Annotated in this window: 12 protein-coding genes; 4 read left to right on the forward strand and 8 right to left on the reverse strand. The window is 62.5% G+C overall.

What is annotated here, in order from left to right:
* Nucleotides 1-517: 517 nt before the first annotated feature.
* The 5 genes from JIN81_RS15610 to JIN81_RS15630 form a co-directional block, all read right to left on the reverse strand.
* The gene (locus JIN81_RS15610) at nucleotides 518-1,018 is read right to left on the reverse strand and encodes a phage regulatory CII family protein (protein WP_200281941.1); all 501 of its coding nucleotides are present in this window, start codon (nucleotides 1,016-1,018) and stop codon (nucleotides 518-520) included.
* Nucleotides 1,019-1,099: 81 nt separating this feature from the next.
* Nucleotides 1,100-2,152 carry a tRNA dihydrouridine synthase DusB gene (gene dusB, locus JIN81_RS15615; protein ID WP_200282318.1) on the reverse strand — a complete coding sequence of 351 codons (1,053 nt, stop codon included), beginning with the start codon at nucleotides 2,150-2,152 and terminating at the stop codon, nucleotides 1,100-1,102.
* Nucleotides 2,153-2,288: 136 nt separating this feature from the next.
* Nucleotides 2,289-4,004, reverse strand: a complete 1,716-nt coding sequence (locus JIN81_RS15620) for a CIA30 family protein (protein WP_200281944.1) — start codon at nucleotides 4,002-4,004, stop codon at nucleotides 2,289-2,291.
* Between the two features lie 145 nt (nucleotides 4,005-4,149).
* Nucleotides 4,150-4,650: a hypothetical protein gene (locus JIN81_RS15625; RefSeq protein WP_200281947.1), complete on the reverse strand. Its 501-nt coding sequence runs from the start codon at nucleotides 4,648-4,650 to the stop codon at nucleotides 4,150-4,152.
* A 21-nt stretch (nucleotides 4,651-4,671) separates the two neighbouring features.
* Nucleotides 4,672-6,459 carry a fasciclin domain-containing protein gene (locus tag JIN81_RS15630; RefSeq protein WP_200281950.1) on the reverse strand — a complete coding sequence of 596 codons (1,788 nt, stop codon included), beginning with the start codon at nucleotides 6,457-6,459 and terminating at the stop codon, nucleotides 4,672-4,674.
* A 247-nt stretch (nucleotides 6,460-6,706) separates the two neighbouring features.
* Between JIN81_RS15630 and JIN81_RS15635 the strand changes: the two genes are divergently transcribed.
* Nucleotides 6,707-7,627 (forward strand): hypothetical protein, encoded by a 921-nt coding sequence (locus JIN81_RS15635; RefSeq protein ID WP_200281953.1) that lies wholly within the window; start codon nucleotides 6,707-6,709, stop codon nucleotides 7,625-7,627.
* Between the two features lie 34 nt (nucleotides 7,628-7,661).
* Here JIN81_RS15635 and JIN81_RS15640 read toward each other — a convergent pair whose 3' ends face one another.
* From JIN81_RS15640 to JIN81_RS15650, 3 genes are all read right to left on the reverse strand, one after another.
* Nucleotides 7,662-9,074 (reverse strand): right-handed parallel beta-helix repeat-containing protein, encoded by a 1,413-nt coding sequence (locus JIN81_RS15640; RefSeq protein ID WP_234045068.1) that lies wholly within the window; start codon nucleotides 9,072-9,074, stop codon nucleotides 7,662-7,664.
* A 256-nt stretch (nucleotides 9,075-9,330) separates the two neighbouring features.
* Nucleotides 9,331-10,896 carry a S1 family peptidase gene (locus tag JIN81_RS15645; protein ID WP_200281958.1) on the reverse strand — a complete coding sequence of 522 codons (1,566 nt, stop codon included), beginning with the start codon at nucleotides 10,894-10,896 and terminating at the stop codon, nucleotides 9,331-9,333.
* An 81-nt stretch (nucleotides 10,897-10,977) separates the two neighbouring features.
* Complete coding sequence (locus JIN81_RS15650) at nucleotides 10,978-12,417, reverse strand: DUF481 domain-containing protein (RefSeq protein ID WP_200281960.1); 1,440 nt, start codon at nucleotides 12,415-12,417, stop codon at nucleotides 10,978-10,980.
* A gap of 111 nt (nucleotides 12,418-12,528) precedes the next feature.
* On the opposite strand from JIN81_RS15650, the gene JIN81_RS15655 reads away from it, so the two are divergent.
* From JIN81_RS15655 to JIN81_RS15665, 3 genes are all read left to right on the forward strand, one after another.
* Nucleotides 12,529-13,779: a hypothetical protein gene (locus JIN81_RS15655; RefSeq protein ID WP_200281962.1), complete on the forward strand. Its 1,251-nt coding sequence runs from the start codon at nucleotides 12,529-12,531 to the stop codon at nucleotides 13,777-13,779.
* Nucleotides 13,780-13,887: 108 nt separating this feature from the next.
* The gene (locus JIN81_RS15660; protein ID WP_200281973.1) at nucleotides 13,888-14,307 is read left to right on the forward strand and encodes a CBS domain-containing protein; all 420 of its coding nucleotides are present in this window, start codon (nucleotides 13,888-13,890) and stop codon (nucleotides 14,305-14,307) included.
* A 107-nt stretch (nucleotides 14,308-14,414) separates the two neighbouring features.
* Nucleotides 14,415-15,089 carry a hypothetical protein gene (locus tag JIN81_RS15665; RefSeq protein ID WP_200281977.1) on the forward strand — a complete coding sequence of 225 codons (675 nt, stop codon included), beginning with the start codon at nucleotides 14,415-14,417 and terminating at the stop codon, nucleotides 15,087-15,089.
* Nucleotides 15,090-15,110: the final 21 nt, after the last annotated feature.

Genomic DNA, 15,110 nt, shown 5'->3' on the forward strand with positions numbered 1-15,110 from the left:
GGGATGAGAACCCAGCTGGGTTTGAATGCGGCTGCGGTCATCCAACCGCAATCCCCCACCTCGGAGCGCAGCGACCTCACTGGCATGGCACCGACAGAGGAGGGGCAATCCCAGTCCGCGTACTTTTTCCCTTTCGCTTCAAGGAAACTTCCACCTCTCCCGCAGCCCATTCGGCCCGCCACATGGAGACTGGGATGAGAACCCAGCTGGGTTTGAATGCGGCTGCGGTCAATAAACCGCAATCCCCACCTCGGAGCGCAGCGACCTCACTGGCATGGCACCGACGCAGGAGGGGCAATCCCAGTCCGCGTACTTTTTCCCTTTCGCTTCGAGGAACCCGCCACCTCTCCCGCCGCCCATTCGGCCCGCCACATGGAGACTGGGATGAGAACCCAGCTGGGTTTGAATGCGGCTGCGGTCATCCAACCGCAATCCCCCACCTCACGGAGCGCAGCGACCTCACTGGCATGGCACCGACGGCCATGCAGTCCGCGGGTGAAGCAGCAGCAGTGCCGTGCTAGTCCGTGTAATACCGCTTGGGTCCTTCGGACGGTGGCGGAATCTTCTCAAGCTGGTCGAAGTCGCCTTCCTCGCAGCAGCACACGAATCCTTCGGCGTAGCTCTTGAGCTGGTCCCAGCACTCACGGATCTCGGAGGCTTCGTCCGAAGTGATCGAGTGATCCGCCGCCGCCGCGGAGATGCGTTGCAGCAGGCCGGAGAACTGCCCGACGATTTCATTGGTCGCCGGGAGCACCTCGTAGCCCTTCTTGCACGAGCTCTCCGGGTTGCGGACGAAATACCCGCCGCTTCTTTGGCACAACCACTCGATGATCTTCGTGTCGCCGCTGAGTTCGATGATCTTCTCCAGCCGGTCGATGGGGTTCCGGCTGCCCGACCCATCCGCCGACTGCTTTTCCGCCCACTTGTAAACCAGTGAGAGCGACACCCCGAGATCGGCCGCGACCGCCTTCGGCGTCGTCTTGGCGAACGCCTGACGGAGCACTTCGTGACTTTCCATGTGCATCCTCTATCACCGCGAGGCGATGGCGGGAAAGCCCCAAGTCGACCCGAATCCGCCTTCTCCGGCGATTGACAGGCTTCAGACGTTTTGCGGTGATGACGCCGCCGCCACAAGCGACTGCTCGGCAATGTCCTCCACCTGCGCGACACTCTCGACCTTGCACAGCTTCTGGCGCAGCTCCTTGGCACCGGGAAATCCCTTGCAGTAGGCCATCAGGCGGGCCCGCATGGCCATGATCGCGTGGCGTTCGGCTCCGTAGCGGCTGCTTTCCGCCGCCATCCGGCAATGCCTCACCACCAGATCCCAGCGTTCCTCCAACGGCACCGGTGGCAGTTGCTCGCCGGTCGCCAGGAAATGCTTCGCCTGCCGGAACACCCACGGATTCTGCATCGCGGCGCGACCGATCATCACCCCGCTCACCGCGGTTTCCCGCTTTCGCTTGGCTAGGTCTTCTCCGGAAGCGATGTCGCCATTCCCCACCACCGGCACCGAGACAGCCCGCGCACAGGCGTCGATCACCTCCCAGTTGGCCTCACCCCCATATCCTTGCGACCGGGTCCGGCCGTGAATCGAGATCGCCTGCATCCCGGCACCTTCGAGGATCTTGCAGACTTCCACGGCATTCACGGAATCCTGATCCCATCCGATGCGGATCTTGGCCGTCACCGGCACCACCCCCTCACAGGCCTTCGCCACGCCGGCGGCCACCGACTCGAGCACCGGGCAATCCCTCAACAAGGAAGACCCGCCGTTCTTCGAGACCACCTTGTTGACCGGGCATCCGAAGTTGATGTCGATGAAGTCCGGGCATTTCCAGTCGACCACCTTGCGTGCCGCCTCTCCCATCCGCACCCCGTCGGCGCCGAAAAGCTGTACTCCCACCGGTCGCTGCTCATCGGTGAACTCGGTGTATTTCCTCGTCCGGTCATCCGCCACCATGATCCCCTCGGCCGAGACGAACTCGGTCACCATCACATCCGCACCCAGCTCCTTGCAGATCTGACGAAACACCACATCCGTCACCCCCGCCATCGGGGCGAGATAGAGGGGAAAGGCATCGTTCTGGAACCAAGGCAGCACCCCCCACCCCTGCCACGGCCTGACCGTCGCGCAAAGCGGAATATGCTCCATTCCACCCACCTCCCGTGCCTCGCCACCCACCCCCATGGATGCCAAAAGGGGAGGCCGAGCCCATGGCCCGAACCTCCCCGGAATTCGTATCGATCAAGCCACACCCCCTCGGGGGCGAAGCGCGAACGCATCCCTCTCAGCGGGACACCGCGGCATGGATGTGATCGAGACCTTGGCGAAACATCCACGCCCGCTCGGTCGCATCCTCAATCTTGCGGATTCGCTCGATGAGCGAGCCCATCGCCTGGCGGACACTGGAGTCCATCTGCTCGTCCTTCGCGAGTTCCACCAAACAGGCCTCGTAGATCTCCGCGCACTTGGCGTGGTCACCGCGATTGAAAATCGGCACCCCCTTGTCGATCGCCGCCTGAATCCGGTCGGCCGGGGCCATGGCCGTCTGCTCACAGCTCGTGCAGGATTCACATGCTTCCGATTTCTCGGCAGGCAGCAGAACCTTGTCGATCACATGGATCACTCCGTTGTCGCAGCTGATGTCCGTCTTGAGGATCGTCGCCCCGTTGACCTTGAACAGACCCTTGTCGATCGTGAAACCGAGCTTGTCACCATTCAGTGCCTTGGCCGATCCAGCGTTCAATGCGTCCCCTGCCGACACCTTGCCGTTCACGGCATGCAGCATCAGGATCTCACGCAGCTTGTTCCGGTTCTCCGGCTTCAGCAGTGACTCCACCGTCCCCTTCGGCAAGGCCTTGAAGGCCTCATCCGTCGGCGCAAGGATCGTGAGAGGGGAATCACCCGCCAGCGCGTCGCTCAGACCCGCCGCCTCGATGGCCGCAAGCAGCGTCTTGAACTTGCCGGCCCGCTTGGCCACGCTCGCCAAATCCTTCTTCGGCTCCGGCGGCAGGATCACGGAATCAATCACGTGGATCACCCCGTTGCTTGCCTCGATGTCCGCGTCGACAAGGCTGGCATCGTTCACCCGCACCTTGCCTTTGGAGAAAGCGATCTTCACCGGCTCGCCCAATACCGTCTTGGCACTCCCGGCCTTCAACGCCCCCGACAGATCCACTGCCCCGGGCACGACGTGATATTTCAGGATCGCCTGAAGCTTCTCACGGTTCTCCGGCTTCAACAACGACTCCACGGTTCCCTTGGGCAGCTTCGCGAATGCCTCGTCGGTCGGCGCGAACACCGTGAAGGGGCCCTTGCCCTGCAGCACCTTGACCAGCTTTGCCTCGGTCAAGGCCGTAGCCAGCACCTTGAAGCGCCCGTCAGCGAGCGCGAGCGCCACCACATCCTTCGAGCCCGATTCCTTGGCACCATAAGTGCGGATCCAATCGACCTGCAGCTCGAACGGCCCGGCCTTCTTGTCACCCAACAGCAATCCGAGACGACTGATCTTCGCCGGGTTGAATTTCTGATCCTTGAGCTTCATTCCACGGAAGCTGCCGGTGAAGTCGTCGAACGGGATCTTCACTTCCGTCCACTTCCCCTTGGTGGTGGGAAACTCGGCCATGAAGGAAACCTCCATCCCACGGAAGCGAGCGTCCGTGCTGAAGCGGATCTGGTAGGTCCTGCCATCTCCCTTCACCCGGGCCACCAGACCCTCAGCATCGCCGAGATCCATGCTCAGCTTCTCCGTCCGCAGCGAGGAAAACCCGCCGTTGTTCTCGAGCGAGAGCTTGCCCTTGAAATTGAGCACTCCGTCCTTCGACACCTTGAGGTTTCCTTTCGAGAGCCCTCCCATCACTCCGTCATCCACGACGCGCCAACCGAGGGACTCCGCCTCCTTGGGGTCGAATTCCGCAACGGAATGCTTTGCTCCTTGGGCTGGAAGCCCGGCGAAACCAAGGCACGCAATGGCCATCGGGATGGAATACAATTTCTTCTTCATTCTGGCTGGAAGGACGCATCGGATCGGCCCTCCGCAAGCAGGAAAATGAATTCGTCCATTTAGCCCGACTCGAACGCCCCCTAACCAACAGAAACGGCGGGACCCAACAGGGGCCCCGCCGTGAATCCAATCGCTGGAAACCCGCCTACTGCATCGCTCCCTCCGCGATCAGGTGCTCTTCGAGCTTCAGCGCCATGGTGGCGAGATCAGGTTGCCAGCTCAGACCCAGCTCACGGCGCAGGTCCGCGAGGACCGTGGTCTTCAGACCTTCATCCACCGCTGGATGGGCCGCGACCCAGAAGAGCGAAGGAAGGCGGACCATCTCGCCACGACCAACGAGGTCATCGGCGAAGACATAGAGCAGATCCAGCTTCTCATCAGCGGACTCCAACGTCTCCACCGCCTCCATCGCCAGATCGAGGTCGGCATCGGCAGCCTCCAACAGGAGCATCCGGAACGCCTCCGCCCTGCTCTCGGCCGGAAGGCGCCCAATCGAGTGCAACGATGTCCCGTTCAGCTCATCCGTGGCAGAACCGCGCGACGACAGCTGACGGACTTCCGGAGCGGACTCGTCGGTAACGGGCTCCTGCTTCTCCGAGCAGGAGGCCACGGCCACACAAACCAGCAAGACGTGGACGGGTTTCATGATCGGTTGGAGTTCCAGGGATCAGCGGGCCAGGTCGGGCTCCATCCTCGAAGGGGTGGGCGGGATCAAGACATCGCGGATGATATGGATGACTCCATTGTCAGTCTCGATGTCGGCGACTTCGACGCGCACTCCATTCACTTCCACCACGTTGCGGTTGAAGAAATTGAAGAAGAAGAAAAAGAAGCGGGGTCTCCGGTTCTCGATGGTCACGTCAGGGCCCAGCGCAGTCGGCACCGCTCCCTCGGCCAGCAGTTCGGAAGCCGTCCGACCTCCGGGTGCCACATGATACCTCAGCACGTCGGCCAGTCCGCCGGTTGGATCGTTCAGCAGTCCGTCGAGCACGCCCTCGGGCAAGCGATCGAAGGCATCATTCGTCGGTGCGAACACCGTGAGGTCCTGATGCGCGTCAGCCACCAATCCGTCCAGCCCGGCGAGTTCGAGAGCCGTTCCAAGGGTCGACAGTTCCGGATTGGACCGCACGAGGTCGGCAATGGTCACCGGCACCGGTGAGATGACATCTCCCATGACGTGAAGCACACCGTTGGCAGCATGGAAGTCAGGGTCGACCACCGGGGCCCCGTTCACCGTCACACCCACGTGGGGATCGATGGCAACAAGGAGCTTGTCCCCCGCCAAACTCGTGAGGATCTGACCGTCGAAGAGATCATTGGCATTCAGGGTGCCGGGCACCACATGGAGGCGCAGGACGTCGGCAAGGGCACCGGTCGGATCATTCAGGAGCGAAGTGAGCACCTCCGAAGGAACATTCCCGAAGGCACGGTTGTTCGGAGCAAATACGGTGAACGTAGGACGTCCACGGGTGCTGTCGAAAGTCGGCGCGAGCCCGGCATCACCAAGCACCTGGACGAAGGTGCTGAGGTCCGGGTTGTTCGATGCCACATCGACCAGCGACTCCGGACCGCGCGGCACGAGAACCTGATCGACCACATGGACGATCCCATTCGAAATGCCTGCATCGGTCCCCACGATCGGAACGCCATCCACCGCCAGCGACCAGGCGTCTCCGGAAATGCGGAGCTTGTTGGTCAGCGTCTGGACGGAACCTTCCCCGAGCAGCTCGCTCTGGTCGAATTCACCACGGGCCACGTGGTTCAGGAGGACCCGCTGCAGCAGCCGCCGGTTCGATGCGATGGCCTGAAGATCAGCCGCGGGCACCGCTTCAAAGGCGGCATTCGTCGGCGCGAACACCGTGGCCGAATCCAGCCTGGCGAAGGTCCGTGTGAGGCGGGCCTGCTGGATCAGCCCCGCAAGCGTGCTGAACTGCGGATCGGCTGCGACCGCCTCCAACAAGGTCGGTTGGTTTCCGACGGCGGGATCAAGGACCGCGTTGATCTGATGAATCACCCCATTGTCCGCCTCGATGTTCCCGAAGGTGACGCGGGCATTGTCGAAGTTGACGAAACGATAGAAGAAGAACCGGCTCAGGCTGACCCGGACCGGGGAATCCGGCAGCAAGGTGGGAAGCAGCCCGTTGGCAAATTCGTTGGTTCGTAGTTCGTTGGGCAGGACGTGATACTGCAGGATATCCGCAACATCACCGGCCGGCACATTCTGGGCGAATGCTGCATTCGTGGGCGCGAGGATCGTAATCCCGTGGGCATTCCTCAATGTGCTCTCAAGACCCTCCTGCTGGACCAGGCTGACCAGTGTTGAGAACTCAGGTTTGCTTGCCAGCACGTCGACGATGTTTTCGGCGCTGGCTGAGATGACGAGACCCAGAGCGGAGAGGGATGAGGCGACCCACCCTGTCAGGCTTCTGCGGAACGGTTTGTGCAATGGTTTCATGGTATGGGGTTGATTCTTGTATCTACATGGTAACGACCACCCAGAGTCGTTCAGTCGTTCTTCGGCGCAAATCCTTTTCTGCTGGTCCAAGCCGCTCGAGCCACCGGACCCCGGTTGCAGGGGATACCGGGAACCCAACGACGCAAGGACCAGAGGATGAAAAAGTGGATTTTCGATCCGATTCACTCGCCATGCCCCGGTGGGGTTCGCGATTGACGGGGAGGGATTCGGAGCTTCCATGGTCCTCATGAAGATCAACCTGTGCCGGTCCATGCTCGCCGCCCTTCTTTGCCCTCTGATGATTGCTGCCGCAGCCGACGAAACACGCACCATCCCCGTTCAGTTCAAGCCAGGCACAACGGGAGCCGACATCAAGGGTTCGATCACCGGGCGCGAGTCGATCGTCTATACCCTCGGGGCCCGCAGCGGACAGTTTCTCAAGGTCGACCTGAAGACCGACAACCTCTCGGCGGACTTCAACGTCTACATCCCCGGCAAGGGCCCGGGTGACGACGCCCTCTATGCCTCGGCCCTGGGCGACAACTCCTACAACGGCCAACTGTTCAAGGATGGAGAGCACAAGATCTGCGTCTTCCTCAATCGCGCCGCTGCCCGCCGCTCCGAAACCGCCAACTTCAGCCTGAGCCTGCAGATCACCGACAAAGCACCGGCTCCTTCACCGGCAGCTGAAAAATTCAGCAAGACCGTGAACTACGGCGACATCAAGTTCACCGTGACCTTTCCCGCCAAGCCGGGAAACAGCGAGTTCAACATCGCCTCCACCGGCCTGACCGAAGCGGACGACACCTTCAACGTCGGCATCGAAGGCAAGGTGATCGACGTCCTCTGCGACGACATCACCGGCGACGACTCACCCGAGGTGGCGGTGATTGTCGAAGCGAACGACGGCAAGCGCTCGGCACAGGTCTTCACGAGCTATTCCAAAAAGTCCTTCGGCATGGTCAACTTCCAGGATGTCACCAACGGGAAAGCACTCGACGGCTACCGCGGTGGCGACGAGTTCCAGTTCGTCGAGAACACGTTCGTCCGTCGATTCCCGCTCTACCAGGGCGGTGAGAAGACCGGCAAGTTCCGCCAGTTTCAGTTCAAGATGGAGGACGGTGAGGCGATGAGGCAGCTGAAGCTCGACCGCACCACCAACTACTGAGCCGACGGGCCACCCCATAGCTCGGCGCGGCGGCTCATTCCTCGCGACCTGCGTCAGTTGCCGGAGTCACCGACCATCCTTCGACGCGCACTTCACCGTCCACACCGCAGGCGAACTCCAGAGGCTCCAGCAGGCCCTGCGGACGATCGGCCTTCGGATTGGCATAGTCGTCCTCGTCCGCCACGCCGGTCAGACCGTTGTTCTCGATCCCGGCATTCAGGCTTTCCTTGTTTCTCAAGAGGGGGCGGGCCACGCCTTCGCACTCGATCCGGTTGTCACGGATCACGATCGTCGGAAAACCTGACTCAGGATGGAACCCGAACAACCCGTCCTTGCGAGGCGTCCCCGTGGTCACCGCCTTGATGTGGTTGTTGCGGACCACCAGGTTCGAGAACGGCTCATTGATCCAAATCACTCCCCTGCCGGGATTGCGGACCAGGTTGTTGTGGAAAACCGCAGGCCCTTTTGCTGCAGCCTTGCCGAATCCCGAGATCAGGTTGCCGTGGTCATTCGCCGGGTCGAAGTCGAACAGATTGTGGTCGATCTCCACCCCGTTCCTCACGAACTCGATGGCATAACTGTTCTGAAACAGATTGTGATGAATGTGGAAGGTCCGCCCGCTCGTTGGCACCGGCCCGCCCGCATGCTTCGGAATCGAGACTGTGCCATGCAGGACGTTGTGGTCGATCTCCACGTCCTCGTCGTTCTCGAACGGAAACTCGATCGAGAAGTTCGTCTCGATGGTATTGTGATGGATCCGCAGCCGCTTCCCTTGGCGCCCCTTGATGCCATAGTAGTGTTCGTTCGGAGCCGTCTTCGTCCGCAGGAAGCGGTTGTTGAAGATCTCGCTGTCCTTGATCCAGATCGCAAAAATCCCACCGCCCGTGATGCCTCCCTTCACTCCCGGCTTGCCACGCTCCCAGCGCTGACCGGCATCGATGAACACGCAGTCGTGAATGGACGCCCCGGTCGTCGAATAAGTACGGATCCCACAGTAGAGGAAATCCTCGATCTTCAGATGATCCAAGCGCAGGTTGCTGTTCCCCGAACCGAAGATCGCTCCATGCAGGCGCTCGCCTGTTAGATGGAGGTTGGAAATCGTGATTCCTGACCCCTTCGGCTCGAGGTGGATCAGGTAGCCACTGCGGTCGAACTTCTCGCGCTGGGTTTCCGGGTCCGGCAGTGTCGCCGGATTCCCCTCCCAGCCCGCCTCTCCGGTGAGGGTGGTTTGGTCCATGCCGGCCCCACGGAGAGTCACCCCGGATGCAACCTTGAGCGGAGCCTTCAGTTCGAACCTCCCCGGTCCCAGCTCGACCACATCGCCCTCACCGGCCTCCCCGGCCTCCCCGAGCACGCGAATGAGCTCATCCACATCCGCAATCGGAGCTGCCTGCAGGAAACCTGCCATCATGCTCCACAATCCCGTCCATTGCATTCGACCCCACATGACCTGAGGATAAACCGCTCTCACGCCTGAATCTTTCAACGGGCCTCATCCACAAGCCGCTCTCCTGCACGAAGAGGGGGGCGGAACACGGAAGAACCCATCTCCATGTTCCGCCCTGGATCTGTTCGTTTTGCAACGCCAGTCCTCTCAAGCCCGATTGGGACCCTACCGATCCAGTCAGCCCAATCGCTGGATCGAAGGATGCCCCGATCCGAAAATCCTGCCTATCCCTCAAAAGGGTGATGCGCGGAGCTCGCTACTCGTCTTCGGCCTTTTCCAGCAGCATGCCGACCCGTTCCCGCAGAGCCGAAGCAGGCAGGATGAGTCCCAGCGTCCTCGACAAGCGGGCAATGTGGATCCCGACCAGCTCCCCGGACCGATCGAACACCGGAGTGCCGGCATCACGGGCTTCAAGCGGAAGCGCATGACGGATCGCCATGGGATAAGGAGCCCGATGCCCGCTGATGATCGACTTGTCTTCCAACGGCCCCGCCGAAATGGCCTTCGTCACGGGACGCGCTTCATCCGTGGCGACATTCCACACCAACCGTCCCGCATGATCCCGGGCGACCAGCAGATCACCCGCCTTGATCGTCGCCGGCACTTCGGGCCACACGATGCCCTCGAATTTCTCCCCGGAGCTGAGTCCGAGCAAGGCAAGGTCCCACTCCTCATCCTGTGCCACCACCTTCACATCCAGCACGCCATCGTCGCAGCGGACCCCCGCCTCCGCCTCATCCCCTAACAGACTGGCCTTGGTGAGGAAATGCCGCGGACCGACGGCCACCGAGTAGCCCACCCGTTCGCCATCCACCACCAGCGGCATCCCCTTCACCGCATCTTCGGGCAGGGCATCCAGAGCGAGCGTGAGCGCCGGATCATCGAGGCCGAGACTCAGCGGCTGCTCCTTGGCGATGGCCATGGCCGCCTTGGTCATGTGCGTGACGATGGTCTGCGGGGTCAGAGTGACCTCACCCTCCTCGTTCGCGAGTCCTTGCACGAAGTCCAGCGTCGGCGGGTATTTCATCTCAAGACGTCTCATGAACTCCGCCTGCACCGCCTCAGTGGCGTCCGGAGTGAGTTCGATCTTGGTGAAGCGCGGCCCGTCGGGCGACTTCTCCCGATCCCCCCACCGGTCACCCGCCTCCAGGCGCTCGCGGTCGAGGTGATACTGGTCGATGGCGGGGAAAATATTGAACCCGAGGATGCCGGCCGCACTGCTGTCCAAACCGATCAGCTTCCCGTCCATCGAAAACAACGGCCCACCGGAGTCCCCCGGCTGGATGTTGCAATCGGCGAACAGATAATCCGGGCGCCCTCGAGCGAGACTGTGCGTGGTGATCCGCCCCATCCTCACCTGGGCGGGTCTGCCTTTTTTCCGCCCGGCCGGATGCGCCACGGTGAAGCAGAAATCCCCGGTGACCGACGACGTCTCGGCGAGCTCGCAATGCGGCCACTCGACCTCACCGGGTTCAGTGATCTTCAGCAGCGCGAAATCCGTCTCACGATTGAACCCCAACAGCTCAGCCTCCGCCTTGCGACCGTCCTCGAGCGTGATCTTGAACACCACATCCTCCTTCGCCATGCGCGTCACATGAGCGGCAGTGAGCACCAGCCCGTCCGGGGAAATGATCACCCCACTCGCCGTGCCACCCGCGTTCACCGCCACACAGCTCGCCCGCACCTCGGCCAGACTCTGCTTCAGCTGGTCACTCAGCAGCTGCGGCGTCTGGATGTGGCCAGCCCCCGGAGCATCGACTGCCGCCACCGGCGAGCCGAAGACACCGCAGATGGCCAGCGCATAGGAGAGAATGGATCGCATGCCGGACAGAGCGACAAGCGCACCCGCTTCTTGTCCACATTTTCCCACCGATCCCGGCCGGTGCGATGAAACCGGGACCGTTCAGAACTTCACCGCCGCCGAACTACTGAGCAAGGTATCGTGCCGCTGACGGCCCGCAGCAGGTTGGTTCTCATACGTGTAGTCCACCCCAAGTCGCCAGATCAGGCGGGAGCTGACCTTCGTGTCCAGAGCCGCCGATGCGACCACCGTCGAGTTCTGGAAATCCGCAAGCTCGGCCGTGTAAACCAGCGCCTGGCTCACGGCGAAGCGTTCGCTGAACTGATGGCTGAATCGCTCCGCCGCCACCATTGACAGGAAATCCGCAGTCACTCCGCCCGTCTTCTCGAAGGTGTAGGATGGACCCACTTCAAACTTCAATGCCGTCGCGTCCGAATCGATCAGCGCGTAGCCCGCAAGCACCGTCGGCGCCACCCGGTAGTCGATGGCAGCCGGCTCATCGCGCAGGAACCCAATGCCCCCGCCGACATACCATGGGCCCTCGAAAAGCCGGTTGTATTGGACTCTCGAAGTCAGCCGGTCCGTCGACGTCAGCCCGTTGTCCTCCGAATAGTGATAACCGAAGTCGAAGATGAACTCCTTCGTCGGATCGCGGAACAGCGTGTTCCAGTTCAGATGGTAGCCGAAGCGATCCGAGTTGCCTTGATTGAGCGACACCCCGAGCGCCGCCGTCGTGCCCCAGCCGTCCTTCTTCTCCGCTTCCTCCTCGTCACCCGGCATCAGGCTGCGGCGCCCCCCGCCATCCTCCTCCGGCTCCGGTAGCCCGTTGAAATCGTAGGCCATCCCGAAAAGCACGGCCGTGTCCGATTTCTTGCTCCCCGGCGCCGGCGTGTCGTCATAGCGGTGCCGCAGGAAGGCACGCAGCGACAGCTGCCGCGTCATCCGCGTTTCCAGGCCGGCTTCGAACTCAAGCACCGAGTCCGACAGGTCCTCCGCCCGCGGCACCCACGAGAGCGACTGCCAGAACTTCGACACCTCCGAGAACTGATACTCGAATCGCTGCGCCAGCCGGAACGTCACGAAGTCCCTCGAGCGCCCGGCCTGCTTCTCCCACGCATACCCCGGACCCGCCTCGAAGCTCAGCTTCATGCGCTCCGCATCGATCGCCCGGAAGCCGGCCAACACCCCCGCGTCCACCCGATAGTCAAGGTTCGCCACCTCATCCCGGAAATAGCTTCCGCGCCCACCCACATACCAGCGCTCACTGACGTCACGGTTGTACTGCCCGAAAAGCTTCAGATTGTTCGTGCTCTCCAGCCCGTTGTCCTCCGCATGAAAGTAGTCCACCCCCGCGTAAGCCTCATGGCCGTCCGCCAGATAGGACGCCAGGAACTGCAGCGAATACGCCACCGAATCCGAATTGCCATCCGACACCGCCAGGCCCGCGGCCCCGGTGAATTCCCACGGCGGTGGCGCCGCATCCTCGGCATGGATGGAAAAAACGAGCGGAACGAGGGCAGGGATCAATCGCAACTTCGGCATCTCGCCCTCTGCCTGCCCTGCATCCGCCGTTCGGCACAAGGGAATACGTCCCACCACCGCAAAGTGTCAGCCTTGAAACATCCAGCCCCCCGGAAGCGTTCATTCACCACCATGAAACTTCCATCCTGGGCCCTAACCGCTGGAGGCGTCAGCCTCGCTCTCGCTGCCGGCATCATGATCGGTCGGACCACCGCCACCTCATCGGACTCGGAATCCAGCAAGTCCGCCCGCTCGGAAGTCCCCGCACGCGACCGCCCGTCGTCACGCCTCCAGCGCAATGAACAGGCCACCAGCCGCGAACGCTCCACCGACACCAGCCGCCCGGAAGGCATGAACGCCATCCAGGAACTCGACGACATCCTCGCTTCCACCAGCCGCCTCGCACGCACCCAAAGGCTGCTCGCCTACCTCGACCGGCTCCCCACCGATCAATTCGCCGAAGCCTACCTCGCCATCGCCTCCTCGCCCCAGTCTCAACTGCGCGGATCGGAACGCTCACTCGTCCTCCAGGCATGGGCCGAGCGTGACCCACTCGGAGCCCTCGGCCACCTGCAGGAAAACGGGGCCGAAGACTGGGAACGCGAAACCGCCGTCAGCACCTGGGCCGCCACCGATCCCGAAGGCGCCTTCGCCTGGGCCTCCTCCAGCGAAGATGCCGGATCCGTCAACAACTGGGTCATCGGCGCACTCCGCGGCATGGCCGCCGTCAATCCCGACCTCGCCCGCGACTACCTCGTCCAGATGGAACCCGGCGAAACCCGTGAGCGCGGACTCCGCGGCATGGAACGCTACATCACCCAATACGGCTTCGAATACGCCTCCAGCTGGATCAATGGCGTCTCCGACGACGGCCTGCGCTCCCAGGCATCCCGTCGCTTCGCCGACGAACTCGTCGACCTCGACCCCGCCCAGGCCGGCGCATGGAATGCCTCCATCGCAGACACCCGAACCCGCCGCGACGTCTCCGAAACCGTCGCCGACCGCTGGGCCCGCCAGGACCTCGATGCCGCACGCCAGTGGGTCGACACCCTCCCGTCAGACACCCAGAGCGAGGCCGCCGAAGGCATCGCCCGCCACTACGCCCGCCAGAACCCCGTCGAAGCCGCCAACTGGCTCGCAGGACTCGGCAACGATCCCGACTACGACGGTGCCAAGCGCGTCTTCATCAGCGAGTCCTTCCGCAAGGATCCCGAAACCTCACTCAACTTCGTTTCCAACCTCGCCGACACCAAAGCCCGCGAAGGCTACTACAACCGCTACCTCAACAACTGGATGAAGTCCGACGCCGAAGCCGCCCGCCAATGGGCTTCCAACAACGTCGACGTCCTCCCCGAGAACCTGACCAAGCGCATCCTGCGCTGAACGCCCTCTCAGGTCGGGCCGCAGCGCGGCCTTTTCCGAAAATATGCGGACCCTTTCCCCAGTCAGGCGATGGGCCCGGCTAGGCTTGCCCCTACCCTGTGGACAACCATGAAACGGAACGAACCCATCTCGAAGATCATGAGCCGTCACGTCATCACCCTGACCCACGGCGATCCCATCTCGAAAGTCCGCCAAACCTTCACCGAGTCCGGCGTCGGACACCTCCCGGTGGTCAACAATGGACAGCTGGCAGGCATCGTCAGCTGGACCGACCTGATGCGCGTCAGCTTCGGTGATGCCTTCGGCGAATCCATCGCCGCCGTGGACGCCACGCTCGATCACAGCATGACCCTCGAGGACCTGATGCAGAGTGATCCCGTCACCCTGCCCCACACCGCCACCATCCGCGACGCCGCCGAGATCCTCGCCAAGGCCGACTTCCATTCGCTGCCCATCGTCGACGGCACCCATCTGGTCGGCATCGTCACCTCGTCCGACCTGATTTCCTATCTCAACGACCTGATCTGAGGCCCCGTCCCGGGCCCGAGTCAGTTTTTGTGTAACCTTCATCCGGGAATCCGGAGCCCATGAGTGAGATCCCTCGCAGGATCGCCACTCCATGACCTCCCGATTCCATGAAGCCACATCCATTCCAGACCCGTCCATCCACGGAACCATCAGCCGAGCCACACAGCCATCGCTCCCGGCGTGCGTTGCCCATCCTCGCCCGCCTTGCCCTCGCCGCAGGATGCGTGGCCCTCGCCTCCTGCGGGAGCACCATCCAGCAGGCACCGCCCGCTGGCATGGCGGTGCTTGATGCCACCCCGGACGCCGAACACCGTGATCGCATCGACGGCATTGAACTCGTTTCCATCAACGACCGCAAAGTCCGTGGCACCGAACAAGCACTCCGGCCTGGGCACAACCGGGTGCGGGTGGGATTCAACTGGCCACAAGGAGGCGACGAAGAGGTCGACCTGGAGTTCCAGACCCGCCCGAACACCATCTACGCCATCTACTACGACGTCTATCCGCCCTACACCGAACGCCTGACCCAACCCGGCACGCTGGATGCGGCCACCGGCGGTCTTTTCCGAGCCAGCGCCGAAATGGATCGGGCGGCCTTCCTCATGCTCCCGCCCATTGCCGCACTTGGAAGTGCCGCCATCGCAACCCGCGTGGGCAATGAAGTGGCAGAGAACTCGAGGGCCGCCCAGTACGTCGATGTCCGCGTGGTCGCGCAGCGGTGTTCCCAGGGTGTCGCCTGCACCCGCCGGGTTTTCCCGGACGGCCGGGTCGAGAAACGCTGAGGCCGCTGCGTCCTCCGGGGC

The organism is Haloferula rosea (assembly GCF_016595525.1).
GTDB lineage: Bacteria > Verrucomicrobiota > Verrucomicrobiia > Verrucomicrobiales > Akkermansiaceae > Haloferula > Haloferula rosea.

What these genes read in the sequence shown, in the direction of transcription:
- JIN81_RS15660 (WP_200281973.1), top strand. Translation starts at nt 13,888, where the DNA reads ATGAAACGGAACGAACCCATCTCGAAGATCATGAGCCGTCACGTCATC.
- JIN81_RS15635 (WP_200281953.1), top strand. Translation starts at nt 6,707, where the DNA reads ATGAAGATCAACCTGTGCCGGTCCATGCTCGCCGCCCTTCTTTGCCCT.
- JIN81_RS15625 (WP_200281947.1), bottom strand. Translation starts at nt 4,650, where the DNA reads ATGAAACCCGTCCACGTCTTGCTGGTTTGTGTGGCCGTGGCCTCCTGC.
- JIN81_RS15650 (WP_200281960.1), bottom strand. Translation starts at nt 12,417, where the DNA reads ATGCCGAAGTTGCGATTGATCCCTGCCCTCGTTCCGCTCGTTTTTTCC.
- JIN81_RS15610 (WP_200281941.1), bottom strand. Translation starts at nt 1,018, where the DNA reads ATGGAAAGTCACGAAGTGCTCCGTCAGGCGTTCGCCAAGACGACGCCG.
- JIN81_RS15655 (WP_200281962.1), top strand. Translation starts at nt 12,529, where the DNA reads ATGAAACTTCCATCCTGGGCCCTAACCGCTGGAGGCGTCAGCCTCGCT.
- JIN81_RS15630 (WP_200281950.1), bottom strand. Translation starts at nt 6,459, where the DNA reads ATGAAACCATTGCACAAACCGTTCCGCAGAAGCCTGACAGGGTGGGTC.
- JIN81_RS15645 (WP_200281958.1), bottom strand. Translation starts at nt 10,896, where the DNA reads ATGCGATCCATTCTCTCCTATGCGCTGGCCATCTGCGGTGTCTTCGGC.
- JIN81_RS15640 (WP_234045068.1), bottom strand. Translation starts at nt 9,074, where the DNA reads ATGTGGGGTCGAATGCAATGGACGGGATTGTGGAGCATGATGGCAGGT.
- JIN81_RS15620 (WP_200281944.1), bottom strand. Translation starts at nt 4,004, where the DNA reads ATGAAGAAGAAATTGTATTCCATCCCGATGGCCATTGCGTGCCTTGGT.
- dusB (WP_200282318.1), bottom strand. Translation starts at nt 2,152, where the DNA reads ATGGAGCATATTCCGCTTTGCGCGACGGTCAGGCCGTGGCAGGGGTGG.
- JIN81_RS15665 (WP_200281977.1), top strand. Translation starts at nt 14,415, where the DNA reads ATGAAGCCACATCCATTCCAGACCCGTCCATCCACGGAACCATCAGCC.